This window comes from Corynebacterium ulcerans (assembly GCF_900187135.1).
In the GTDB taxonomy this organism is placed as follows: Bacteria; Actinomycetota; Actinomycetes; order Mycobacteriales; family Mycobacteriaceae; genus Corynebacterium; species Corynebacterium ulcerans.
Genome location: NZ_LT906443.1, coordinates 757,852 through 781,419 on the forward strand (window position 1 = coordinate 757,852; position 23,568 = coordinate 781,419).

The 23,568-nt window shown below is 54.7% G+C and carries 21 protein-coding genes; 4 read left to right on the plus strand and 17 right to left on the minus strand.

Annotation, left to right across the window (positions count from 1 at the left end):
• Positions 1-96: 96 nt before the first annotated feature.
• On the plus strand, positions 97-2,175 hold the full coding sequence (locus tag CKV68_RS03395) for a TPM domain-containing protein (protein WP_095075596.1): 2,079 nt from the start codon (positions 97-99) through the stop codon (positions 2,173-2,175).
• Positions 2,176-2,222: 47 nt separating this feature from the next.
• Here CKV68_RS03395 and CKV68_RS03400 read toward each other — a convergent pair whose 3' ends face one another.
• From CKV68_RS03400 to CKV68_RS03410, 3 genes are read right to left on the minus strand one after another with little or no spacing between them, the layout of a single operon-like run.
• Entirely contained in the window at positions 2,223-2,651 is a 429-nt protein-coding gene (locus tag CKV68_RS03400; RefSeq protein WP_038622174.1) for a hypothetical protein, read from the minus strand.
• A 19-nt stretch (positions 2,652-2,670) separates the two neighbouring features.
• Positions 2,671-3,198, minus strand: a complete 528-nt coding sequence (locus tag CKV68_RS03405; protein WP_013911970.1) for a hypothetical protein — start codon at positions 3,196-3,198, stop codon at positions 2,671-2,673.
• Between the two features lie 50 nt (positions 3,199-3,248).
• Positions 3,249-4,634 carry a glycine--tRNA ligase gene (locus CKV68_RS03410; RefSeq protein ID WP_014836655.1) on the minus strand — a complete coding sequence of 462 codons (1,386 nt, stop codon included), beginning with the start codon at positions 4,632-4,634 and terminating at the stop codon, positions 3,249-3,251.
• A gap of 470 nt (positions 4,635-5,104) precedes the next feature.
• Between CKV68_RS03410 and CKV68_RS03420 the strand changes: the two genes are divergently transcribed.
• Entirely contained in the window at positions 5,105-5,506 is a 402-nt protein-coding gene (locus CKV68_RS03420; protein WP_013911972.1) for an ArsR/SmtB family transcription factor, read from the plus strand.
• A gap of 279 nt (positions 5,507-5,785) precedes the next feature.
• On the plus strand, positions 5,786-6,211 hold the full coding sequence (locus CKV68_RS03425) for a Fur family transcriptional regulator (RefSeq protein ID WP_013911973.1): 426 nt from the start codon (positions 5,786-5,788) through the stop codon (positions 6,209-6,211).
• 72 nt (positions 6,212-6,283) lie between these two features.
• On the opposite strand, the gene CKV68_RS03430 is transcribed toward CKV68_RS03425, so the two are convergent.
• From CKV68_RS03430 to CKV68_RS03495, 14 genes are all read right to left on the minus strand, one after another.
• Complete coding sequence (locus CKV68_RS03430; protein WP_013911974.1) at positions 6,284-7,384, minus strand: VIT1/CCC1 transporter family protein; 1,101 nt, start codon at positions 7,382-7,384, stop codon at positions 6,284-6,286.
• Positions 7,381-8,052, minus strand: a complete 672-nt coding sequence (locus tag CKV68_RS03435) for an isoprenyl transferase (RefSeq protein ID WP_231910471.1) — start codon at positions 8,050-8,052, stop codon at positions 7,381-7,383. Before CKV68_RS03435 ends, CKV68_RS03430 begins: the two co-directional genes overlap by 4 nt.
• A gap of 85 nt (positions 8,053-8,137) precedes the next feature.
• Positions 8,138-8,866 carry a DNA repair protein RecO gene (gene recO / locus CKV68_RS03440; RefSeq protein WP_014526077.1) on the minus strand — a complete coding sequence of 243 codons (729 nt, stop codon included), beginning with the start codon at positions 8,864-8,866 and terminating at the stop codon, positions 8,138-8,140.
• A complete protein-coding gene (gene era / locus CKV68_RS03445; RefSeq protein WP_013911977.1) occupies positions 8,866-9,783 on the minus strand; it encodes a GTPase Era in 918 nt (305 codons plus the stop codon). Before era ends, recO begins: the two co-directional genes overlap by 1 nt.
• 97 nt (positions 9,784-9,880) lie before the next feature.
• The gene (gene pdxY, locus CKV68_RS03450; RefSeq protein ID WP_014836657.1) at positions 9,881-10,732 is read right to left on the minus strand and encodes a pyridoxal kinase PdxY; all 852 of its coding nucleotides are present in this window, start codon (positions 10,730-10,732) and stop codon (positions 9,881-9,883) included.
• Positions 10,733-10,793: 61 nt separating this feature from the next.
• Positions 10,794-12,125 (minus strand): hemolysin family protein, encoded by a 1,332-nt coding sequence (locus CKV68_RS03455; RefSeq protein ID WP_013911979.1) that lies wholly within the window; start codon positions 12,123-12,125, stop codon positions 10,794-10,796.
• Entirely contained in the window at positions 12,122-12,712 is a 591-nt protein-coding gene (gene ybeY / locus CKV68_RS03460) for an rRNA maturation RNase YbeY (RefSeq protein WP_013911980.1), read from the minus strand. The genes CKV68_RS03455 and ybeY overlap by 4 nt, the downstream gene beginning before the upstream one ends.
• A complete protein-coding gene (locus tag CKV68_RS03465) occupies positions 12,713-13,750 on the minus strand; it encodes a PhoH family protein (RefSeq protein ID WP_013911981.1) in 1,038 nt (345 codons plus the stop codon).
• Between the two features lie 47 nt (positions 13,751-13,797).
• Positions 13,798-14,568, minus strand: coding sequence for a 16S rRNA (uracil(1498)-N(3))-methyltransferase (locus tag CKV68_RS03470; RefSeq protein WP_095075598.1), 771 nt, complete (start codon positions 14,566-14,568; stop codon positions 13,798-13,800).
• Between the two features lie 17 nt (positions 14,569-14,585).
• The gene (dnaJ, locus tag CKV68_RS03475; protein WP_095075599.1) at positions 14,586-15,722 is read right to left on the minus strand and encodes a molecular chaperone DnaJ; all 1,137 of its coding nucleotides are present in this window, start codon (positions 15,720-15,722) and stop codon (positions 14,586-14,588) included.
• A 232-nt stretch (positions 15,723-15,954) separates the two neighbouring features.
• Complete coding sequence (gene hrcA / locus CKV68_RS03480; RefSeq protein WP_013911984.1) at positions 15,955-17,001, minus strand: heat-inducible transcriptional repressor HrcA; 1,047 nt, start codon at positions 16,999-17,001, stop codon at positions 15,955-15,957.
• Between the two features lie 73 nt (positions 17,002-17,074).
• Positions 17,075-18,229 carry a radical SAM family heme chaperone HemW gene (hemW, locus tag CKV68_RS03485; RefSeq protein ID WP_095075600.1) on the minus strand — a complete coding sequence of 385 codons (1,155 nt, stop codon included), beginning with the start codon at positions 18,227-18,229 and terminating at the stop codon, positions 17,075-17,077.
• A 3-nt stretch (positions 18,230-18,232) separates the two neighbouring features.
• Entirely contained in the window at positions 18,233-18,913 is a 681-nt protein-coding gene (locus tag CKV68_RS03490) for a hypothetical protein (RefSeq protein ID WP_013911986.1), read from the minus strand.
• 349 nt (positions 18,914-19,262) lie between these two features.
• Positions 19,263-21,098: an AMP-dependent synthetase/ligase gene (locus tag CKV68_RS03495; protein ID WP_013911987.1), complete on the minus strand. Its 1,836-nt coding sequence runs from the start codon at positions 21,096-21,098 to the stop codon at positions 19,263-19,265.
• A 228-nt stretch (positions 21,099-21,326) separates the two neighbouring features.
• Here CKV68_RS03495 and malQ point away from each other — a divergent pair, with 228 nt between their 5' ends.
• On the plus strand, positions 21,327-23,513 hold the full coding sequence (malQ, locus tag CKV68_RS03500) for a 4-alpha-glucanotransferase (protein ID WP_095075601.1): 2,187 nt from the start codon (positions 21,327-21,329) through the stop codon (positions 23,511-23,513).
• Positions 23,514-23,568 lie beyond the last annotated feature (55 nt).

Consider the following 23,568-nt stretch of genomic DNA (forward strand, 5'->3'; position numbering starts at 1 on the left):
ATAATCTCTCTTCGCATCCCTCACCCTTTGGTTTTCTAGCTCGCAAGCCACGCGGTTCAGAGCACAATGTGAGCTAAGACGACTAAACTGGCTCTCATGCACACGCGCGTGAAAACCACTTGGGGTCCATCAGTCCGACGCTCCGCTGCTGCCGCCTGCGGCAGCGCTCTACTTTTAACGCCACTATTAGGGATAGGCTCGCTAGCGTTGATGACTCCACTAGCAGCCGCGGAACACGTTCACGTGCATGCTGAAGCGCCGCAAAAATATACCCAGCCGGTTACAGACACCACAGGAACCCTTACCAAGGCGCAGATGAAAGAAATCTCTGCTGCTATCTCTGACTTTCAAAAAGCTCATCGCAGGCAGATTAGGGTCGTCTTTGTTCATACCTTTGATGGCTTAACGCCTGAAGCATGGACTAAAAAAGCAGTGAATTCTAGCGGCGGAGGCAATGTTGCTGTCTATGCGGTGGCTCTAGACAGCCGTGAGTTTGGGGTCAATGCTGGAGATCAGTGGCCTAAGAAGCCACTCGATAATATGTATAACGCTGCCTACGACAAGCTTCAGCAGCAAGATTGGGCGGGTTCCGCACTGGCGCTTATAGCCAATGCAAACAATACGTCGTCCGGTGCTAGTTCTAGCGGTGGCGCTTCCACAAACACCAGTGGACAATCCGTGGCATGGCTCGGCGCCGGGGCCGTGGGTCTTGCCGGCGCAGGAGGAGGCCTCTGGGTATGGTCACGGCGCAAGCGCAAGGCCGACGACCAAGCTGTTCTCGAGCAAGGACGCGCCATTGAACCAGGGGATGCCGCTAGCCTGTCTCAGCTTCCCACGCCGGCTCTTGAGACACTCGCGCACGAAGAACTGGTAAGTACCGATGAGTCGATCCAAAGAGGTAAAGAGGAACTCAGCATCGCGGTAGCTGAATTCGGCGCAGAGCGCACCAGAAGTTTTAACCGCGCTATGAATGAGTCCACCACCACGTTGCAACGAGCTTTCCAGCTCAAACACCAACTAGACACTGCATCCACCATTGATGAACTCGAGCGACGCTCCCTTTTGATCGAGATCATTTCCAGCTGTGGCACCGCCGATGCTGCACTCGATGCCGAAGCAGCTAATTTTGCTGAGCTGCGCAACCTCTTGGTCAATGCTCCCCAGCAGATCCTTAAACTCACGCAATCAACCGTTGATATACGTGCCCGTATCCCCGCCGCAGAGCAGACACTAAGCGAGCTAAAAGCGAAGTATTCCCCGACAATGGTCGCTTCGATCGAGCACAACACCGAGATGGCTAAGGTTAGTGTCACCGAGGCAGAACGTTGCCTCGATGCTGCGGGGGAAATACAAAACCGTCCCGCCGGTGAACAAAGCGGCATGGTGGATGCGATTCGAGGCGCCGAAAATGCTCTGGCTAATGCTGAGAAACTGATCGCCGCAATCGAACGCGCAGAGTCCACCATCGTAACCGCCCAAACTGGGATCCCCGCACTGATCGCAGAAATCGACGATGAGATCGCTGAGGCCACTCAGCTGCGGGAACAGGGCATGCAGCAGGGCACCCAAGTAGACTGGGACTCTTTAGACAACGCTGTTGCGCATGCGCGTGAAGCAGTGCGTCAAGCGCAATCTCAAGGCGCCACAGATCCCCTCGGCACGTGGTCCACGCTCACCGATGCAGACACCCATCTTGATGACCAGCTTGATATCGTTCGTAAGACCACGACAGATCACGCACGGCAACTACAGCTGTTCAACCAGCAGTTCAGTGCTGCTTCTGCAAGCATCCAAGCCGCACAAGACTTCATTAGTACCCGTGGTCGAGTGATCGGCGCAGAAGCCCGCACAAAGCTTGCCGACGCCCAACGGCTCATCGCGCTCGCGCAGCAAGCACAGGGACAGGACCTTCGCATCGCCACGAACCATGCTCGACAGGCTGGTGCCTCTGCGAGGTCTGCTCTCGAAAAAGCTCAACGCGACGTAGACCGCTATCAGCAGCGCAACAACAACAGCTCAGGCGGTACGGGCGCGCTCGTCGCAGGAATGGTGCTTAATGAGATTCTTTCCAATGGACGCCGAGGCGGCTTCGGCGGCGGTTTTGGAGGCTTTGGTGGCGGGGGTGGCGGTTTCTCCGGCGGAGGCGGCGGAGGCTTCCGTGGAGGCGCCTTCTAAGCACGCTACGTCTAGGGCCCACTCGTGATTTTTATTACGAGTGGGCCCTAGCTTCGCACCTCGCGTGGGGCGTCGATAAGCCTGCACGCGTAGCTTAAAAAGGCAAGGAATTCAGTAGGGAGCCGTTGTTCTACGGCAATCTGGCCGGTACCAGTACGCGAAAATGCGAGTGTCCCGATCGTCTCACCCGCACGGATTATCTTCCGATGAGTGCTTAGCGCTGACGACCGATCAAGACGATATAACGCTTCACCACAGTGTGCTTTCAGCCTGTGCACACTCAGTCCTGCGTTTGTAAGCATGTATCTTTGGCCAGACGACGACTCCCCGCGTACCACTATCCCCGTGGGGAATCTTCGCTCTATGCTCACCTGAATCTGGGAATGTGCAAGCACCACGCGATCGTGGCGTACATGCGCAAGCGCCTCCCCGGTGTCGTCGAAAAGAACATCGTTCTTCCATAACGCTTTGTTCATGGGAGGCGCTTTGAGCTGATCAGAGGAGCGAGAGTATGACCACAGGAATCAGCAGGATCAGGAAAGCAATAAGCATCAAGGTAAAGCTGCTTAATTTTGCTTCCAAGACCGTCCGCGTGACGAGGGAGAGGAAGGCCTTCTGATCGTTGGTCAAAGCGCTAGCTGGCTCGAACTCGGTATAGCTCTTCCGAACACCGTTGTTGCCCCCGGAGAACTGTCCTAGCTTGGTCTCCTCTGGATCTGCGTCTACATAGACCCAGTCGTTTTTGTCTTCATTGATTGCGCGCATTTTACGGCCAGCAGCATCAATATCGATAGCTTTGGCACGACCAAAGCCCTTTGGTGAAGCATCCGCTACAAAAGCGCTCCCGTCAGGCAACTGAGCTGTGATCTGCTGTTTCGATCGACTCACTACCCAGTCCACTCCGCGGACGTTCACGTGCTCAGACTCACAGTTATCTGCGGGGAAGGTGGCTAGGGTGTTGTTGGCGTCGTCGAGAAGCTCTACGGTGCCTTTAGCCCGGTTTCCCCAAGCTGTGTAATCCATTGAACTCAATCCTTATAAGCGGTAGTGAACTGGGAATCTAAGAGATGAGGCTAGCAGCCAAGCAGACGAGCTGCGAGGTAGGACTCAAGCTGATCAAGGGCTACGCGCTCTTGGGACATCGTGTCACGCTCACGAACGGTCACCGCGTTGTCCTCAAGAGTGTCAAAGTCGACGGTAACGCAGAACGGGGTACCGATCTCGTCCTGACGACGATAGCGGCGTCCAATCGCTCCAGAGGTGTCATAATCAACATTCCAGAACTTACGCAGCTTGGCGGCAACGTCTTCCGCCACAGGCGTCAGCGTGTCTTTCTTAGACAACGGAAGAACCGCTACCTTCACCGGCGACAGACGCGGATCCAGCTTGAGCACTACGCGCTTATCGACGCCACCCTTAGCGTTGGGAGCCTCATCCTCGCAATATGCATCCACCAAGAAGGCCATCAACGCACGAGTCAGACCGAAGGAAGGCTCGATAACCCATGGGACATAACGCTCGCCGGTCGCTTGGTCGAAGTAGCTTAGATCCTCACCAGATTCCTTGATGTGGCAGCCAAGATCGTAGTCTGTGCGGTTAGCCACACCCATGAGCTCGCCCCAGGGGTTGCCCTGGAAGCCGAACTTATACTCCATGTCGATGGTGCCCTTGGAGTAGTGCGCACGCTCTTCTTCCGGTACATCAAACTGACGCATATTCTCCGGGTTAATACCCAGGTCCACAAACCAATTCCAACAGGCCTCAACCCACTCACGGAATTTCTCGTCTGCTTGATCCTCTGGGACGAAATACTCGATCTCCATCTGTTCAAACTCACGAGTACGGAAGATGAAGTTTCCCGGAGTGATCTCATTGCGGAAGGACTTGCCCACCTGTGCGATACCAAACGGCGGTTTCATACGCGCGGTGGTCATCACATTCTTGAAGTTAACAAAGATGCCCTGCGCAGTCTCAGGACGCAGGTAGTGCAATCCCTGCTCGTTGTCCACAGGCCCCAGGAAAGTCTTCATCAGGCCAGAGAACATTTGCGGCTCAGTCCAGTTGCCGGGCTGCCCGGTCTCTGGATCTGGCACATCTGCCAAACCATTTTCTGGGGCATGTCCGTGCTTTGCCTCATAGGCTTCAAGCAAGTGGTCTGCGCGGTAGCGCTTGTGAGTGTGTAGAGACTCCACCAGAGGGTCAGTAAAGGTTGCAACGTGTCCGGATGCATTCCACACCTGACGCGGAAGAATGATGGAAGAGTCTAGACCGACCACATCCGCACGCCCTTGCACAAAGGTGCGCCACCATTGCTTCTTAATGTTCTCCTTGAGCTCTGTGCCCAACGGACCGTAGTCCCATGCAGATCGCGTTCCACCGTAAATCTCACCACAGGGGTAAACGAGTCCACGTCGCTTACACAGATTGACGACGGTGTCGATGACATTGTTCTGAGCCACGAGGTTGAACAACTCCTTTAAATAGATCCTAGGCACAATGGCTTTGTACCCAGTACGGCTAGCCGGCATGGCTTATCGACGCTCAAAAACATCGATACTCCAACTAGTAAACCCTGAAAAAAACTCTCTATGCAACACCGTAGCCTCCCCCGCTCCTGCAATACGTTTTGCAGAACCATGCCAGGCTGCAAATCTGCGTCTTCTTTTGAAGTTTCCGCCAGTCTGACCCATTTAATTCATCTTGCTCACGTCCAGTTTGATGCTCCCCTATGCAGCAAAAAATCGATTTGGTCAATCAACTGCACTACCCAATTAGGGTGAAGCAATTTAGGTTGGAAAAACAATGTGGCATAGTTGAACCATAGGTCGCATAACTGCTACATAGGTTTTTTCTGAGGTTTCGTTCATCACAATCCCCTCAAGATGAAACGAAAAAATCAGAATTGGAACATTAGGAAGGTTAGGCGGAAATGGACAGTAGCCCGCGGCTTTCCACTTTCATAGCTTCATCGTCGGATCAGATCAACGCGCAGACCCCTCGTGCCATTGGCGTAGGTCAGCCGTTTGATCCATCCCTCGATTACGTGGGAGTGGCATCGTTGTTTGGGTCCTTTGATTCACCTCTTCGTCTCCAGATTCTTGGACTCTTGGCGGAGCGCGATCATTTTGTATTCGAACTTGTGGATGCGCTTAAGTGCAGCCAGCCCTTGATTAGTCAACACTTACGAGTTTTGAAGAAATCAGGGTTAATTACTAGCGAGCGTCGTGGTCGTCAGATCATCTATCGCTTGCTTCAACCTGAAGCCATGCTCATTGTGGAACAAACGCTTAGGCTTTTTGAAAAAATAGCCATTGATAAGCAGTCGGCGTAGCAAACCGACGACTAAAGCCAGTCTAAGGTCCTTCTTTAAGGGCCTTAGACTGGCTTTTTTCATTAGTGCACGAATATGAAAGATCCCCCACATGGACTATATTGTCATTAGGAGGAAAAATTCACAGCTTATTGACAACGCCAATGCAGCCAGCAGGCATTTCCAGTCCTTAATATGTGCCCTGGCTGTCCTCCCACAACTGCCACACCACCCGCGGGTGCATGCCCAAAAGCATTCCGCTTTTCGCTCTCGGTTCTCACCGAGAAAGGAAGACAAGATATGAATCGCGCTATCGACCGAAACGTACCCAAGCTAGGGGTACGTAGTACTCGCCAACGGACCGCCGTTGTCAGCGTCCTCAAAGACCTTGATTACTTTGCCTCAGCCAAAGCCATTCACCAAGAGCTTACAAAGCGAGACCTCAAAGTTGGCCTCACCACGGTCTACCGCACGCTCCAATCGCTTTCAGATATTGAAGCTGTCGACGTCCTCCATATGTCCAACGGCGAGACCCTATACCGCCATTGTCTCAGCAACGACCACCACCATCACCTCGTCTGTGCGCATTGTGGCAAAACCGTAGAAATCGACGGAGGCCCCGTGGAGAAATGGGCCAAAGAGATCGCGGCTGCTCACGGATTTGAACTCACAGGACATGACGCAGAAATCTACGGACTCTGCCAGAAATGCAAGCTCAGCGCTTAATAAAATACAAAAAGTGACCCTCATAATCCGGATTATGAGGGTCACTTTTTATTTGGCGCTGCTTATGGCGTTTTAGCCTAAGGCCACGCCAAAAAGCTTTCCTAAAGCATAGGTAACGGCTGCTGCAATAAAACCAACCGCCAGCTGCCTCAATGCTCGCTTCAGCGGTGGTTTTCCGGATAGAATCCCCGTGATACCACCGGTTGCCATCAACGCAATTCCCACCAGTACCAAGGCAGTTATGCCTGCTGCTGCGCTGGAAAGACCAAAGAAAAATGGCACAATCGGCACCAAAGCTCCCGCTCCAAAACACAGGAAACTAGATACCGCCGCGGACCATGCTCCATTGTTTGAGAGATCCTTGGAGTCATGCAACTCGCCAAAATACTTTTCTGGCACGTTTCCTGTGTTTCCTTGGGCCTCGAGCACCCTGAATACCTCAGCAGCCTTATTTTCTGCTTCTTCATGGTTCATGCCTCTCGCTCTATAAACGAGGGCTAACTCATTGGCATCCACGTCGAGCTGCGGAATAACTGATTTAGTTCCGGGATGCGGCGAGGAGGCGTCGAGAAGCTCGTTTTGGCTCTTCACTGAAATATACTCGCCGGCCCCCATCGACAAAGCACCAGATAATAGGCCAGATATTCCAGTAAGCAGCACAATATGCGAGCTCACCCCTGAGGCCATCACGCCAAGAACGAGAGCCAGATTAGAGACAAGTCCATCATTGGCTCCGAAAATTGCGGCACGGAAATTGCCACTCATTTGTTCCCGGCCACGCGCTGCCAAACCACGCACAATCTCAGCGTGAATAGCCTCATCGGCTTTCATCTGCGCTGTGGCGTCCTCATCATCCGCGTAGGGGCTTCGTTGTTCTGCAGATTGCATCAAAGCAAGAGCAAATACCGAGCCAAAATGCTCCGCAAGAAAAGCCAAGGTCCGTGTTGAACGATCTGGGCGCTGCGGCATGCCGACGTCATCGCCCAACAAATCACGCCAATGTTGCTCATGGCGAGCCTCTGCCTCAGCGATAGAAAGAAGAATCTCTCGTTCCTCGCCATCTTTTCGTTTGGCGAGTTCCCGGTACACGGCGGCCTCGGCACGCTCATTGGCCAAATACTGGCGCCATTTTCTCAGCTGCTTAGCCGTAGGCTGCGTGGAGTCGATTGTCACTTGGTTCCTCCAAACCGACGGTCCCTGCGGGCATATTCCTCCACAGCACAATACAGGTCATTCGCAGTGTAGTCCGGGAATAATTTATTTTGATAAACCATCTCAGCATAAGCCGACTGCCAGAGCAGGAAATTCGAGGTGCGCTTTTCTCCCGACGGCCGCAAGAAAAGATCGACGTCGGGCATATCTGGTTCGTCGAGAAACTGCGAGAATGATGCTTCCGTAATGTCTTGTGGTCGCAGCTCCCCGTAGGCAGCGAGCCTTGCAATCTCCCTGGCTGCATCCACAATTTCCGCGCGACCGCCATAATTCACGCACATCGCGAGCGTCATATTCGTGTTGTTCTTGGTCAGCTCTTCTGCCGATTCCAGTTCTTTGATCACGCTGCGCCACAGACGCGGACGACGCCCCGCCCATCGGATCCGCACCCCAAGCTCGTGCAACCGTTCTTTTTGCCGCTGCAAAACATCCCGGTTAAACCCCATGAGGAAGCGCACCTCATCTGTGGAACGCCGCCAATTCTCTGTAGAAAATGCATACGCAGACAAGTAGGGAACTCCCATAGCAAGGCAGGCCTCGACCATCTCCAACAAGACAGCCTCACCCCGCTTGTGTCCCTCAGTTCGTTTCAAACCTCGCTGGGTAGCCCAGCGCCCATTGCCATCCATGACAAGAGCAATGTGACGAGGAAGAAATTCCGCAGGAATATTTGGCGGCGCAGGTAGCTGATTCACGGCCTATATTCTGCCATCATCACACCTGATCCAAAACATTGAGGCTTGCCAGCCCTCGCTCAAGGTGAAAATAAAGATACGAACGCACGAGCCGATGCGCCTGGAGAAATCTCTCCTGATTCCCCACGGAAAGGGCCGATTCTCGGAATCCTCCAGCCATCAGCCACATCATATGCAGCGTCTCAGGATCAACTTCCACGGCTCCCGGCGGCCTGCAGTGCACACATACCGCTCCCCCTGCGACGGGGTGAAAAGCATGATGTGGGCCGGAGGTACCACACTGAGCGCAGTCGAAAAGGCTAGGTGCCCATCCAGCGAAGTTCATGGCCTGCAACAAGAAGGCATCTAAGTCATACAGTGGTTGTTCTGTGGTCTGCAAGCCTCGCAATGCTTCCACTGCGAGGTCAAAGAGCTGGGGCTCTGCCCCGATGGACATCTTTTCCACGGATTCTAAGACGACACAGGCTGCGGCGTAGCGGGTGGGGTCGTCGATAAGCTGCGAACCAAAGTATGCCACTGTATCCGCTGAGGTAATCGAATCAAGCGTTCTTCCGACATAGAGTTGAACATCAAGCTCAACAAAAGGCTGTAAACGCGAGCCGAAACGACTTTTCGCCCGTCGCACTCCTTTGGCTACGGCGCGGACAATGCCTCGGCCACGGGTGAGGAGAACAACGATGCGGTCGGCCTCCCCAAAATCGTAAGTACGAACCACCAAGGCCCGTTCCCGATAGCTGTCTCGGCGCACTAGAAGCCTAGTCGTCCCAACTGCTTGGGGTCTTGCTGCCAATTCTTTAAGACCTTGATACGCAGATCAAGGAAGACGTTCTGTCCCAGAATCTTGATGACTTCCGGTCGAGCGTTATGGATAATGCGACCGAGTCGTCGTCCATCTTTACCAATGATGATCGACTTTTGTCCTGGCCTTTCCACATAAATCACTGCATGGACGTCTAAGACATCCTCGCGTTCCTCATTGGGCAGAATCTCATCTATCTGAACGGCAACAGAGTGCGGAAGCTCATCCTTGAGGCCTGCCAGAGCCGCTTCGCGAATAAGCTCCGCGATGCGGGTCTCTGTGTCATCATCAGTCACATGGTCATCTGGATAGAACTTTGGGCCTTCAGGTAGTAGCCCTGTGATGACGTCGAGAAGCACATCGCGTTGCTCGCCTGTGACGGCCGAGACTGGGACGACCTCGCTCTCCCCTCCCAGCAGCTCGTGAAGCGCCATCAGCTGTACCGCGACCTGATCCCGAGACACTTTGTCTGCCTTTGTGACAATGCCCAAGATCGGAGTCTTGGGGGCAACCTTTTTCACGGCGTCAAGGATCCAACGATCACCCGGACCGATTTTCTCATCGGCTGGAATGGTCAAGCCGATTAAATCCATATCGGCATAGGTGTCCTTGACCACCTCATTAAGGCGTTCACCGAGGAGAGTCCGGGGTCGGTGCAAACCTGGGGTATCCACCACGATGATCTGTGCGTCGGGGCGATGCACAATACCGCGGATAGGATGGCGGGTGGTCTCTGGCTGGTTAGCCGTAATCGCGATTTTCTCGCCGACCAGAGCATTGGTCAACGTCGACTTGCCTGTGTTAGGTCGGCCAACAAAGCTGATGAATCCCGAACGGAATCCTTCGGGGGTCTCGGTGAAACTCACCTGTCTCCTTCTACGTGGGGAAATCCAAAGTTAATCTCTCCCCATAGTAAGCCATGGGGCAAGCGTTCTTACACTACGCGGCGTAATTCCCCACGGGTTATCCGACTTGTTCCACGGTGAACTGCATCCGAGGATTCGCATAAGCCTCTTGAGCCTCAATCAATTGCAGCTCGCGTGAGCCTGAGCGATAGGTGGTCTCAATAAGATCAAAGACAGACGATGCGGTGCGGGCTAATGCCGAGGCAGCGTCATGGTCTCGGATGTAGTGACCTGTGAACAAGGCAGCGGTGACGTCACCTGAGCCATTGCGTTTAAAGTCCAGGAATGGGGTCTGAACGAGCCATGCACCTTTGTCATCGACGGCGAGCATCTCGATGGCGTCGGCAGGAGTTTCTGGCCTGCGCACCGAGGTTACCAACACGGTATTGGGCCCCATGGCGCGGGCGGCGGCAACGGCTTCTAGCGTGGAGTCCAGGTCATGTGCGGGGACCTTGGTGAGGTACTCCAACTCGAATTGGTTGGGGGTAATGATGTCTGCGACGGGTACTACACGGTCGCGCAGAAGTGGCGGGATGAGCTCTGAAACAAAGCAACCCGATTTGGCATTTCCCATCACAGGATCACACGCATAAAGAGCATCAGGGTTGGCAGCTTTAATCTGTGCAACGGTGTCAATGATCACGTCTGCGATATCCGAGCCACCTTGATAGCCAGAGAGCACCGCATCAATGTGGGGAAAAGCCCCGCGGGCAGCAACGCCATCGATAACGCTTTTAGCCTGTGCTGCGGGGATCAATTCGCCTCCCCATTCGCCGTAGCCAGTGTGATTGGAAAAGTTCACCGTGTGGACGGGCCAGACTTCGTGACCGATGCGCTGTAGCGGGAAAACGGCGGCCGAGTTCCCCACGTGGCCGTACGAGACATGAGACTGGATGGAGAGGATATTCATGTGTTTAATCATGCGCGTAGCGCAACAGATTACAAAACTTGTTGTACCCCCGCGTGGCGTGTCAGGGTGATTCCACACCTGGATCTTCTGGCAAAACTGAGACGACCACAGACCTTACTTGAATCCGCCCACGACGATCCCGTCCGCCTTCTGCGCGTAGTTGGATTGCGCTCGTGCTTACTACAGACCCGGGAAGGGGCACACGGCCCATTTCATAGGCAATAAGGCCACCCACTGTGTCCACCTGATCACGGATGTCTTCAGAGAACTCGATCTCTCTGCCGAGGTCATCCTTGATGGTTTCCATCAGGTCTTCTAAGGAAAGGCGTGAGACTACGCGATACGTAGGTAAAGACTCGTTATCAAGACGCTCAATCGGGGCGATTTCTCGGTCGTCGTATTCATCCGCGATTTCACCGACGATTTCTTCCAAGATATCTTCGATGGATACCAGGCCGGCGATTCCACCGAACTCGTCGACAAGCATGGCGATATGGTTACGGTCGCGCTGCATCTCATGCAGCAAAGTGTCAAGGTTTTTAGAGTCTGGGACAAAAGTCGCTGGACGCATGACCTCGTCGACGGTAACGCTGCGCCCGCCGTCCGTGGAATAGTACGTTCTTTGCACGAGGTCTTTAAGAAAGACCACCCCTATGATGTCATCGACGGTATCGCCGATCACGGGAATCCGAGAGAAGCCTGATCTCACGCACAGGCTCGTTGCTTGCCCTGCGGTCTTTCCAGATTCGATCCATACCATATCTGTACGGGGAACCATGACTGAGCGAGCTGTGGTAGAAGCAAGGTCAAAAACGGATTGGATCATCCGCCGTTCCTCAATTTCCACGACCCCATGTTCCTGGGCTATATCGACCATTTCGCGCAACTCCACCTCGGTGGAATACGGTCCGTCTTGGAACCCCGGGCCGGGCGCAATGATATTGCCGATCTTAATGAGCAGCCTCGGGATCGGCCCCAAGACTGTAGATAGCGCTCTAAGTAACCATGCGGAGGATAAGGAGACTGTATAGGGGTTCTTTCGGCCTACGGTCCGGGAGAACACCCCGATGACAGTAAACGTGATAAGCGATACCCCCACAATCGCTGCGGTCAGAGCCCACGCGCTTGATTCAATGAGGTCAATGGCTAACAGTGCCGCGAAGGCAGCCGCGGTGACGTCGAGAAGCGTGCGCAATAAAACAAGGAGGTTGATGTGTTCGGCACGGTTGTCCAGCACATGCAATAATGTGCGCGAAGCACGTGACTCCGTGTCTTTGTTGATCTGCTCAACCCGCGCCACAGAGATTGAGCTGACAGCGGCTTCCACCGCGCCCAAAAAACCGGAGAGAAGAAGCGCCCCTAGAGTCGCAACCCCGCATATGAGGGGGGTCATCGTGGCTCTCCGATAGCGGGTATACCACCACCGGGCACCTGTTTATCCAGTTCAGCCCGTTCTGCTGCTGTGGGGAATGCCCCAGCGTTGGAAGGCTTTGGCTGAAACTCCACACCGCGCTTTTCACAGAACGCATACCAGTCGGAGAGCAGCTCATTTTGCAGAGAAAACATCGTCTGCTCGTCTGCAGGCTCAATATGGTCGTAGCCCAAAAGATGCAGACACCCGTGAGTGGTGAGCAATGCGAGCTCATGCCCGAGATCATGTCCGGCTTTCTCTGCCTGCTTCATCGCAAAATCCGGGCAGAGGATAATGTCTCCAAGCAAGGCTGGACCGGGGGTCTCTGCGTCAGGACGCCCCATCCCGGGGGTCAGCTCATCCATAGGAAAACTCATCACGTCCGTAGGGCCTTCAATGTCCATCCAGCGCACATGAAGGTCACTCATGGTGGGAACATCGACGACAGAGATAGTGGCCTCCGCATCTGGATGCACATCCATCTCTCCCAAAACAAACGTGGCTACGTCGATAAGAGCTTCCTCATTCACCCCGTCGAAACCTGATTCATTAACGACTTCGATGCTCACTTAGCTCTCGCTTTCTGCTTCTCGACGCGCCCGCGCCGCGCGCTCCAGGTTTTCTTCATAGTCGTCGTAGGCTTCTACGATGCGTCCCACCAGCTGATGTCTGACCACATCCGCTGACGTAAGCTCGCAGAAATCCACGTCTTCCACGCCACGAAGGATATCGCGTACCAGTCTCAGGCCCGATTTTTGGCCTCCCGGGAGGTCTACCTGAGTGATGTCTCCGGTAACCACCATCTTCGACCCAAAGCCCAGACGTGTCAGGAACATCTTCATCTGAGCCGCAGTCGTATTCTGTGCCTCGTCGAGAATCACAAAAGCGTCGTTGAGCGTACGGCCTCGCATGTAAGCGAGAGGGGCGACCTCAACAATGCCGGCTTCCATGAGCTTCGGAATGATCTCTGGATCAACCATGTCTCTTAGTGCGTCATGGAGCGGGCGCAAATATGGGTCGATCTTCTCGTTGAGCGTTCCGGGAAGAAATCCAAGCTTCTCCCCCGCTTCCACCGCAGGACGCGTGAGGATGATGCGGCTGACCTGTTTGGTTTGCAGCGCTTGGACGGCCTTGGCCATAGCAAGGTAAGTCTTTCCAGAACCCGCCGGCCCCAGACCAAAGACAATAGTGTTGTCGTCTATAGCATCGACATAGTGCTTCTGCCCTAGCGTCTTTGCCCGAATCACTTTTCCGCGGCGCGCAATGATGTCGCTTGCAAGTACCTGTGACACTGATTGGGGAGCCTCGACCGTCACAATTCCTATGGCATGTTTCACGGAGGCCGGGCTAATCACGTGCCCCCGTCTAGCGATAGATTGCAGTTCTTTGAGCACTTTGACTGCACGAGCGACCTCATAATCGGGGCCTGTGAGCGTGACCTGAGTACCACGAACAAAGATGGAGCAGTCGAGCTGATTCTCTAGTACTTTCAGGTTCTCGTCGGTGACCCCGAGCACCGTCTGTGAGTGCTGCTCATCTAGTTCAACAGTTTTGGTGATGATGCCAGCATCTCTGCGGACCCGCACGGTTTGTTGCTCACTAGCCACTATGTTGATTCAACCTATCTCTAGTTGTTATCTGTCTGTACTGGATTCTACCAGCGCGAAGTCAGTGCGCCGATTGCCGCGAGCGCGACGATTCCAGCCGAGGCGGTTCGCAGAACTTCAGGCCCCAGCTTGGTCAATAGCGCCCCGGCGGCTTGCAACTCGGCGGCCTCCTCTTGGCCGATGCCGCCCTCAGGCCCAATAATCAAGGCAATCGAGGCGGCCTCACGCAGCGGAAGAGCCGCAAAAGGCTGCTGTGCATCCTCATGCAGCATCACAACCATGTCAAAGCCCTCTGTTGCCAGCCGCCGCGCCAACTCCGATGTAGTGACGGGAGAGTCAATCGTCGGTATAGCAGAACGCCGTGACTGTTTGGCCGCCGCAACCGCAGCCGCCCGCCACTTGTGTACGCTTTTCTCGCGTTTAGCGCCCGTCCATTTGGCAACGCACCGCTGGGCTTCCCACGGGACTATCGCATCCGCTCCACCCTGGGTAAGCAAATCAACAGCCAATTCCGAACGCTCCGACTTAGGAATCGCCTGGAAAACCGTGACGGATGGAGTCGCAGCCTCTTGCACGCCGCTAGATTCAACGCGCGCTGTGAGCTTGTCTTTCCCAGACGTTTCCGTTACGAGCGCTTCAACGTGGGCACCGTGGGCGTCGATAAGCTTGATGCGCTCCCCGACAACAATGCGCTTCACGCTCACAGCATGGCGTCCCTCAGCACCGTCCAAGCGAACGGCCTCCCCCACGTGGGGAAGGTGGGGGCGCTGGCCTTGGAGGACAGAGTCAAGGTCGTACACAAAGGTAGGCAGCGACATTAGGTTAATTCCTCACATTATCTGCGGAACTTATTACGTATACGGCCAAACAGCGACTCCTCGCCGTCCTCGGCGTGCGAGACTTTTGAAACCTCATCGCGGTGTTCACGCAACTGGGTGAGCAAGCTTCTCGACGTCTCATCCAACGCCGTAGGCACAGTCACATCAACGTGGGCAATCATATTTCCGTTGCCTGTGTTGCGTAGCTGTGGCATGCCTTTACCTTCCACAACAATACGCTCAGCAGGCTGTGTACCTGCAGGTATAGTAAACTCCACGGTTTTCCCGTCCAGAGATTCCACGTTGATCTCAGCGCCCAAAGCGGCATCGACCATAGGAACATGAACCGTCAGATGTAAGTCATTTCCTTCTCGCTGGAACACGGCATGCGGCCGAATATGAATCTCCACATAGAGATCGCCCGCAGGTCCACCACCGTGGCCCACCTCACCTTGGCCCGCCATGCGAATACGCATGCCATCAGAAATGCCTGCTGGAACATTAACCACGAGGTCGCGCTGTGCTTTCACACGACCGTCGCCTGCGCATTTATCGCAGGGATCAGGAATAACTTCGCCGGTTCCCTGGCACACAGGGCAGGGGGCAGAAGTCATCACGTTGCCCAAGAAGGAGCGTTGGACCTGCTGAATCTCACCTGTTCCACCACAGTGACCACATGGGTTCGGCTTTGCTTTGGTTTTGGAGCCTGTTCCCTCGCACAGATCGCACAGAATGGCAGTATCAATGGTGATGGGCTTCTTCACGCCAGAAAATGCTTCTTCCAACGTCAACGAGGAACGAAGGAGGGCATCATTCCCTGGCTGAACACGTGAGCGAGGGCCACGCGACGCACCCGCACCGCCAAAAAATGCCTCAAAGATGTCGCCCAGGCCACCACCGCCAAAGCCGCCGGCGCCATAGCCTCCGCCATCGCCTTGCTCCATGGGGTCTCCACCCATGTCCACAATGCGGCGCTTGTCGGGGTCTAGCAACACTTCTTGGGCGATTGAGAGCTCGCTGAATTTCTCCGCGGCCTCGTCCGACCCGTTAACGTCCGGGTGGTACTTACGCGCAAGCTTGCGGTATGCCTTCTTAATCTCGTTATCAGTGGCGTCACGTTCGACGCCAAGGATTGCGTAATAGTCACGAGCCACAGTAAAAGAATTCTTCCTTCAGCTATTTTTTGAGAAATATCCAACCCAGCCAAGCTCAATCATTTTCTTGGCATTCACATCTGGCTATCTAAAACAACAGCGCAAACACCATGATATGAACTGAAAGGACCGAAACAACAATGATAACGATGCGCACGCTAAGGAGGGAAAACTAGGGCTCCTAATTCGCTAGCGGCGAACGGTACTGAAAAGAGAAACCGCCCCACGGGGATTATTCTCCGCTCAAGACCCTCGATACATATTGAGCCACCGCGTAGACCTTGGACATCGTTCCGGAATAATCCATGAACGTGGGGCCCACTACCCCCAAGCCACCTAGGGTTTCTCCCTGTGCACCATAGCCGGTAGTCACGACCGATGTCCCACGTAGTTGTTCGTCTTCATTCTCCCGGCCGATCAAAACGCTCACGTGGCCTAGGTCTTGAACGTTGGTGAGCAGCTTCAGCACCACTACTTGTTCTTCCAACGCCTCCAGCATGGAAGGCAACGCCGCGGGCAAGTCGCGGGCGATCCGGGTGAGGTTAGATGCCCCAGCAAGGATAAGACGATCATTCGGCTGTTCCACCAAAGTCTCAATGAGCACGGTTGCGCATCTGAGCACCATCGGTTGGATTTCCGGTGATACTAAGATGTCCGTATTCGTGGGGTCTGCAAGTTCTGCCAAAGAAACAGAGGCATCACTGAGGGTTTTACCGTCTAAGGCCCGGTTGAGGACGTCGCGAAGCTTCAGAACGTGCTCCTGCTCGCATACCTGATCGAGTTCCACGTTGCGCTGCTCTACTCGCCCATTATCAGTGATGAGAACAAGCAAAAGCCGCACAGGGCTCAGCAGCACAACTTCGCAGTGTTTAACCCGAGAAACCTTAAGATTAGGCAGCTGGATCACTGATGCTTGACGCGTCAACTGGCTCAGCAATTGCACGGAACGGCGCAAAACGTCCTCAAGGTCCACCCCGCCTTCAAGGAAATTTAAGATGGCACGTCGCTCCGCTGCCGACATGGGTTTAATGTCGCTCAAGGAATCCACGAACGCACGGTATGCCTTTTCCGTGGGGATCCGCCCTGAGCTTGCGTGCTGCTGGATGATAAACCCTTCAGACTCCAGCACAGCCATATCATTGCGGATGGTAGCCGAGCTGACGTTGAGATTATGCCGCTCTAACAGCGCCTTTGATCCCACAGGTTCCTGAGACTGAATGTAGTCCGCCACTATCGCGCGAAGTACTTCACGTCTGCGTTTTTCAGTAGATCCCGCCATGGTGGTTTCCCTCCTCGTGGATGCCTCGACTCGCCATTACCGCACACCAGCTTAACTGTTGCCCCGGCGGGTATCAGTCTGCAACCAAGATGTCGGCGATAATCCCGTCCGCCAAGAGCCTGCTTTTCGACGTCACCCGCACCCGCCCCGCTTCAACGCGCAGCAGCCCTTGCTGAACCCGCGCCTCGATCACAGACAACTCACCGGCAGAGAACTCCGAAATACTCACGCCTTCTTTAAGACGCAAGCCCAGCATGATTTTCTCCTCATGCCGTTCAACGTCGCTCAAGGTCTCTTCTTCCTTGACCGGCAATTCTCCGCCTAGGAGGGCCTGGGCATAGCGAGCTGGATGCTTAATGTTATGGAAACGGCGTTGCGCAATATGCGAATGCGCGCCAGGGCCCGCACCCCACCAATCCCCATCGCGCCAGTACCCCATATTATGTTGGCACTCGCCACCCTCACGTGCCCAGTTAGACACCTCGTACCAAGAGAAGCCTTCCTGGCGTAGGGCCTGATCGATCATCCAATAACGATCCGCATATGTGTCTTCATCAGGAGGCGGTAATTCCCCACGGCGCACTTTACGAGCCATCGCCGTACCATCCTCCACGATCAGCGAATACGCACTCACATGGTCCACGCCCGTGTCTACGACGCGAGCGAGAGTCTCACGAACATCCTCATCTGTTTCTGTGGGGGTTCCATAAATCATGTCGAGATTGACATGCTGAAAACCAGCGGAGAGTGCTTCTTTAGCCGCAGAAAAGGCTCTTCCAGGGGTGTGCTTGCGTTCGAGCACTTTCAGCACACTCGAAGAAGCCGATTGCATACCCAGAGAGATCCGGGTAAAGCCCGAGTTCAGCAAGGCATCAAAAAACTCAGGACTAGTCGATTCCGGGTTTGACTCCGTAGTCACTTCTGCGCCAGGTGCTATACCTGTGGAATTACGTACGGCGCGCAACAAACGATCCAGGCCAGCGGCCCCAAGCATCGACGGAGTACCACCGCCGACAAAAACCGTACTGGCTTGTCTAGTATCACCCGAATCTGCCCGAATCTGCGCGGCTAAGGCCAGCTCTATTTCTAGAGCATCCAGATAGCTTTCCGGAGAAGCAGAACTCCCTAGCTCGCCGGGTGTGTACGTATTGAAGTCACAGTACCCACAACGAGAAGAACAAAACGGCACATGGACGTACACCCCAAAAGGCGTATCTTTTTGGCTCATGATCTAGCCAACATACTCGCCGGATCCCGCACGCTTAGCGATGACCCTAGCCACGACGGCGTCGATACGCGCGCGCTCATTGAGAAACGCCGGCGGCTGCGCACCACGCATTGTTCGTGTGTACCCCGGGTGTTCCGTCGCCACGGCTTCAGTCCATGCTCGCGCTGCTGCAAACACGATCTCAGCCGTACGGGAATACAGCATCGGCAAATTAAGCGCATCCAAATCTCGCGCCGCTTTTTCCGTCTCCAACAATTCCCACGACACAATGTGAGCAAGGTACTCGCCCACCAAGTCAGTTCGCGCTTCCAAAGCTTGCGAAAGCTCACGAACGATAACAGGAGAATTCTGAATCGGGAACCTCTCCCGCAAAGACTCCGCGTTGAGCACAACCGGACGATCGACCGCATCCTCCATAGCAGCCGACGCCGCCACAGTCCCCGAAGCCAATCCCGATGTCAGCGCCTGACGCAGGCCGACAAGCTCCCGAACTACGGCCCGGGAATCCCGGCGCGCATCTTCAAAGATCTCTTCCAGCTCGGCGACGCAATCATCAACCAGCTCTGCATCCCAATCCGCGATGGCCTCAGCGAGATTCTCGATGTAGGTTGCAACCTCATCGCCAATATTAAAAATCTCTTGGGTCAGCTCACGATGACGCAGCGTAGCATCAAAAACTTGCATTCAGCTGACCCCCTTCCCAGGCATATATAGACATCCGTCATCATCGCTGCTGCTAGACATCTGAGGGAACCCAGTAGCAGCGATGCGTTACGAGTGATGACTTTAAAACAGGAATCGATGAAAGCGGTGGCGCCCCGCCGAACAGAACCAAAATCCCGTGGGGAAAAGAGACTTCTTTCTCCTCTCGGCGGGGAGTCATTGTCGTTTTTGAGAACGCTAGCCGGCGCACGCGCTGTAAAACACCAGGACGGAATTTCTAGTGTTCTCAAAAACGACAAAATAAGCGGAAGAAATAAAAAACGCCCCTTCTTCCCTGAAGGCACAAGGAAAAAGGGGGCGAAAAACGCGTCTAGCGCTTGGTGTATAACGCATCGATCTCGTCAGAGTACCGACGCGCCACCACGTTGCGTTTCACTTTCATGGTGGGCGTGAGCTCGTTGTCTTCCTCGGTGAGATCACGATCCAAGATATAGAACTTCTTAATGGACTCCGCGTGGGAAACCGTAGAGTTGGCGTCGTTGATCGCGTCTTGAATCTCAGCCCTTAAGACTGGGTCCTGTGCCAGTTCGCGGATCGAGCGTCCTTCCGGAATGTTTCGATTGAGTTTCCAGCGTTTCAGGGCGTCGTCGTCAAGTGTCACAAGCAAGCCAATAAATGGTTTTCCGTCTCCGACCACCATCGCTTGACTGATAAGCGGATGCGAACGCAGTTTGTCTTCCAGAGGACCCGGTGAAACATTCTTTCCACCTGCAGTAACAATCAGATCCTTCTTCCGGCCAGTGATGATGAGATGGCCGGAATCGAGGATTTCGCCAAGATCTCCGGTGTTAAACCAACCATTTTCCATTGAGGATTCGGTGGCTTCATCATTCTTCCAGTATCCGTCGAAAAGGGTGGATCCTTTCACCAGAATCTCGCCGTCGTCGTTAATGCGTATCGACGCACCTCCAACGGGCGGCCCAACCGTCCCAATCTTCTGATTAGCAAAGTCCACGGTGGCGGCAGCGGTGGTTTCGGTCAAACCATAGCCTTCATAAATCGGGACGCCAATGCCTCGGAAAAAGTGCATCAAATCTGGGCTCATCGCAGAACCACCCGAGATGCAGTATTTCACTGCATTACCCATCGCTGCGCGAATCTTTGAGTACACCAACTTGTCAAAGGTCTTGTGCTTAAGGGTAAGAGCCCGGCTTGGCCCTTCTGCGGTGTCGAGTGCCCGTGAGTATTCTTGCGCAGTCAGCTCTGCTTGATGGAAGATTGCGGCCTTGAGTGGCCCATCGGCCTGAGCATTAGCAGCAGCGCCATTCCGAACTTTTTCAAAGACACGCGGCACACCCAAAATCAGATTTGGCCGAGCACGCTGGAACTCCACTGCGATCGTGGAGAAATCAGACCAATGCGACTGGGTGGCTCCGCCAATGGCCATAGCCAAGGAGACTGCGCGAGCCAAAACGTGAGCTAGTGGCAAGAACGTCAAAACGCGCGAACCGGGGATTGCGATAGCTCCGATGTCGTTGGTCAGAAGCGCGCGCACTTCTGAGAGCCAGTTTGAATGAGTGAGTCGGCAGCCTTTGGGGCGGCCCGTAGTTCCAGATGTATAAACCAGCGACGCAAGGTCTGAGCCCTTGGTATGAGCAATGCGCTCGTTTACCTCAGAGTCCTCAACGGAACGCCCTTCAAACTTGAGCGTTGTCACTGCTGACGAATTAATCTCAAGGATCCTTCGCAACTGCGACGGCGAACCACTCAATGCTGGTTTCCCATCCGCGCCCAGAACCAGGTTCTTCATCAATTCCGTGTGCTCGCGGGTTTCGGTGATGGCAAAGACTGCTCCAGAGTCTTCGATGATCCACTCGATTTGGCTAATCGACGATGATCCGTAGATCGGAACCGACACGGCACCAGCAGCCCAAATGGCAAAGTCCAGCAGAGACCACTCGTAGCGGGTCTCCGAGAGCAAAGCCACTCGATCCCCTTGCTGCACGCCTGCGTTGATGAGGCCTTTGGCAACTTCATAGACTTCTTCCACGAACTCTTTGGACGTGACGTTGACCCACTCGTAGTTTTTCGGCCGGGTGTACATCACTCCAAAAGGACGCGCTTTAGCCGTATCCAGCAACGCAGTTAGGCAGGTTTCATTTTCGCCTACCTCGTATATGGCCTCGGTGGTCGACTCTTGAACCACTTTCTCAACACCTCATTTGTTTTGATCGTGCATTGCCAGCGTGCACCATGCGCCGCAGTTCCCCACGGGGCCGGTGCATCGCAAAACCTGATGTTTTACTCACATCCGTTGATAGACTTTGAATTTACAGCCTTTATGCGCCCAGAGTCATCACTGGGGTAGACGTGTTCCAAATTAAACTACGGACTACGGGACAGAGAGGTAGCCGCAATGGCAGAATAAAGTCTCGTGGGTTATACAGATTCGCTGCGCGAACTCGCAGCAGCACATGCAGTTTCTTGGTCATTTACCGGATTCGGCGGCGAAGTAACCGAAGTCAGCGAAGATACGCTGGTAAAAACACTTCGTGCGTTGGGCGTTCGCTTTGGAAATGAGCCCGAGGACAGTCCGAACGATCATATGCCGCTCGACGCACCTATGCCGAGCGAGGAACAGATCCGTACCGCTCTTCAGAAGCGTCACGACGAAGAAGGCACGCGTCCGCTGCCCCGTTGCGTCGTCGCAACGCAAGGAGACCCTTACGTCTTCAACGTGCACGTCCATGACGGTGCCCCCGCGGACATCACGATTACGCTGGAAGACGGCTCAGTCGCAGCCGACGTCACCCAAGTTGAAAACTGGACGCCACCGCGCACTGTCGACGGCATCACCTGGGGTGAGGCCTCCTTCCAGATCCCCAATGATCTTCCGCTCGGTTGGCACACCATCACGCTAACCTCCGACACACTCACTGCCAGCTGTTTCCTCATCATTACTCCGCAGCAACTCTCCACAGCACGCACATTTGTGGATAATCCGGCTACCGGAGTGATGGCTCAGCTCTACTCTGTACGCAGCAACGACTCGTGGGGAATGGGAGACTTTCATGACCTCGGCGAACTGGCTAAAGTCGTGGCCAACAAAGCCGGGGCAGACTACATCCTGGTCAACCCGATGCACGCAGCCGAGCCTTTTCCACCCGTCGAGGACTCCCCTTATCTGCCCACCACGCGACGCTTTATCAATCCCATCTATATTCGCATCGAGGACATACCCGAGCACCTCAGTCTCAGCGACGAGCTGCAAGAGGAAATCGCGGAGATTTCTTCTACGTTTAAAACTCTCAACCATTCCAGCGACAAAATCGAACGAAACCCGATTTACGACGCAAAGCTCCAAGTACTTCATGCGATTTTTGAGGCCGAGCGCGATCCCGCTCGTGAACAGGACTTCCGCGACTTTGTAGCCTCTGAAGGTGACGGCCTTTACGACTTCGCTCTGTGGTGTGCACACCAAGAAATCGCCCATCTCACGGAGTCCAGCTCCCATGCTGCGATACCGACGCCCGAGGATGCTGCAGAATTCTACATGTGGCTTCAGTGGATCTGTGACCAGCAACTGGGCGCAGCACAATCTGCTGCTATCGACGCCGGCATGAGCATCGGAATCATCGCCGACCTCGCCGTGGGGATCCACCCCGGCGGTGCCGACGCCCAAAGTCTCGCAGATTCCCTAGCACCGCGTGCATCCGTTGGCGCTCCACCAGATAACTACAACCAGCAAGGGCAAGACTGGTCTCAGCCACCATGGCACCCCGACCGTCTCGCCGAGGCCGGCTACGTGCCGTGGCGCGATCTGCTTCGCACTGTCCTACGGCACGCTGGTGGCATCCGCGTAGACCACATTCTGGGGCTTTTCCGGCTCTTCTGGATCCCTCGCATGCAGTCCCCTGCCACCGGAGCGTACGTCAACTATGACCACAACGCCCTGGTTGGAGTTCTAGCGCTCGAAGCCGAGCGTGCCGGCGCAGTAGTCATCGGTGAAGACCTCGGAACGTATGAACCGTGGGTTCAAGAATTCCTCGCACAACGCGGCATCATGGGCACGTCGGTGCTCTGGTTCGAAAGTTCCCCCATGGGAGGGCCGAGGCACCAAAATGAGTACCGCGAACTCGCACTCACCTCTGTGACCACGCACGACCTTCCCCCCACCGCGGGGCTCCTTGCCGGCGAACACATCGAGTTGCGTAAAGATCTCGGTATTCTCACCGTCGATCCGGAGCAAGAACACGAACAAGATATTCGTTGGCAAAGCGAGATTCTCGACGAAATCAAAAATTCCGGCGCCTTCTCCGGCGACACGGTGCCAGAAACTTTCCAGGGGCTTACGCGGGAAGAGCGCGGTACTGCAGACACCCTTCTACCGGCTATCCACAAGTTCCTAGCCAGCACACCTTCTGCGCTCACGTGCACCGCTCTCGTGGATCTTGTCGGCGACCGTCGAGCTCAAAACCAGCCCGGCACAACCTCCGACATGTATCCCAACTGGTGTATCCCACTGTGCGATGGCAATACCCAAGCCCTCACTATTGAAGACATCGCTGATCTTCCCTTATTCCAAGCAGTAGCGGAAGCATCAAAGAGAAACAAGCGCTAACAACGCACGAATAAAGGCCCATTTCCCCACGGGGAAATGGGCCTTTGCGCACGGC

Bases quoted from the DNA above. Each gene is read 5' to 3' on its own strand.
- hrcA (WP_013911984.1), bottom strand. From the start codon at position 17,001: ATGGCGGGATCTACTGAAAAACGCAGACGTGAAGTACTTCGCGCGATA.
- hemW (WP_095075600.1), bottom strand. From the start codon at position 18,229: ATGAGCCAAAAAGATACGCCTTTTGGGGTGTACGTCCATGTGCCGTTT.
- CKV68_RS03405 (WP_013911970.1), bottom strand. From the start codon at position 3,198: ATGGATTACACAGCTTGGGGAAACCGGGCTAAAGGCACCGTAGAGCTT.
- CKV68_RS03455 (WP_013911979.1), bottom strand. From the start codon at position 12,125: ATGACCCCCCTCATATGCGGGGTTGCGACTCTAGGGGCGCTTCTTCTC.
- pdxY (WP_014836657.1), bottom strand. From the start codon at position 10,732: ATGAATATCCTCTCCATCCAGTCTCATGTCTCGTACGGCCACGTGGGG.
- CKV68_RS03425 (WP_013911973.1), top strand. From the start codon at position 5,786: ATGAATCGCGCTATCGACCGAAACGTACCCAAGCTAGGGGTACGTAGT.
- CKV68_RS03435 (WP_231910471.1), bottom strand. From the start codon at position 8,052: ATGGATGGCAATGGGCGCTGGGCTACCCAGCGAGGTTTGAAACGAACT.
- CKV68_RS03470 (WP_095075598.1), bottom strand. From the start codon at position 14,568: ATGTCGCTGCCTACCTTTGTGTACGACCTTGACTCTGTCCTCCAAGGC.
- CKV68_RS03395 (WP_095075596.1), top strand. From the start codon at position 97: ATGCACACGCGCGTGAAAACCACTTGGGGTCCATCAGTCCGACGCTCC.
- CKV68_RS03420 (WP_013911972.1), top strand. From the start codon at position 5,105: ATGGACAGTAGCCCGCGGCTTTCCACTTTCATAGCTTCATCGTCGGAT.
- CKV68_RS03400 (WP_038622174.1), bottom strand. From the start codon at position 2,651: ATGAACAAAGCGTTATGGAAGAACGATGTTCTTTTCGACGACACCGGG.
- CKV68_RS03490 (WP_013911986.1), bottom strand. From the start codon at position 18,913: ATGCAAGTTTTTGATGCTACGCTGCGTCATCGTGAGCTGACCCAAGAG.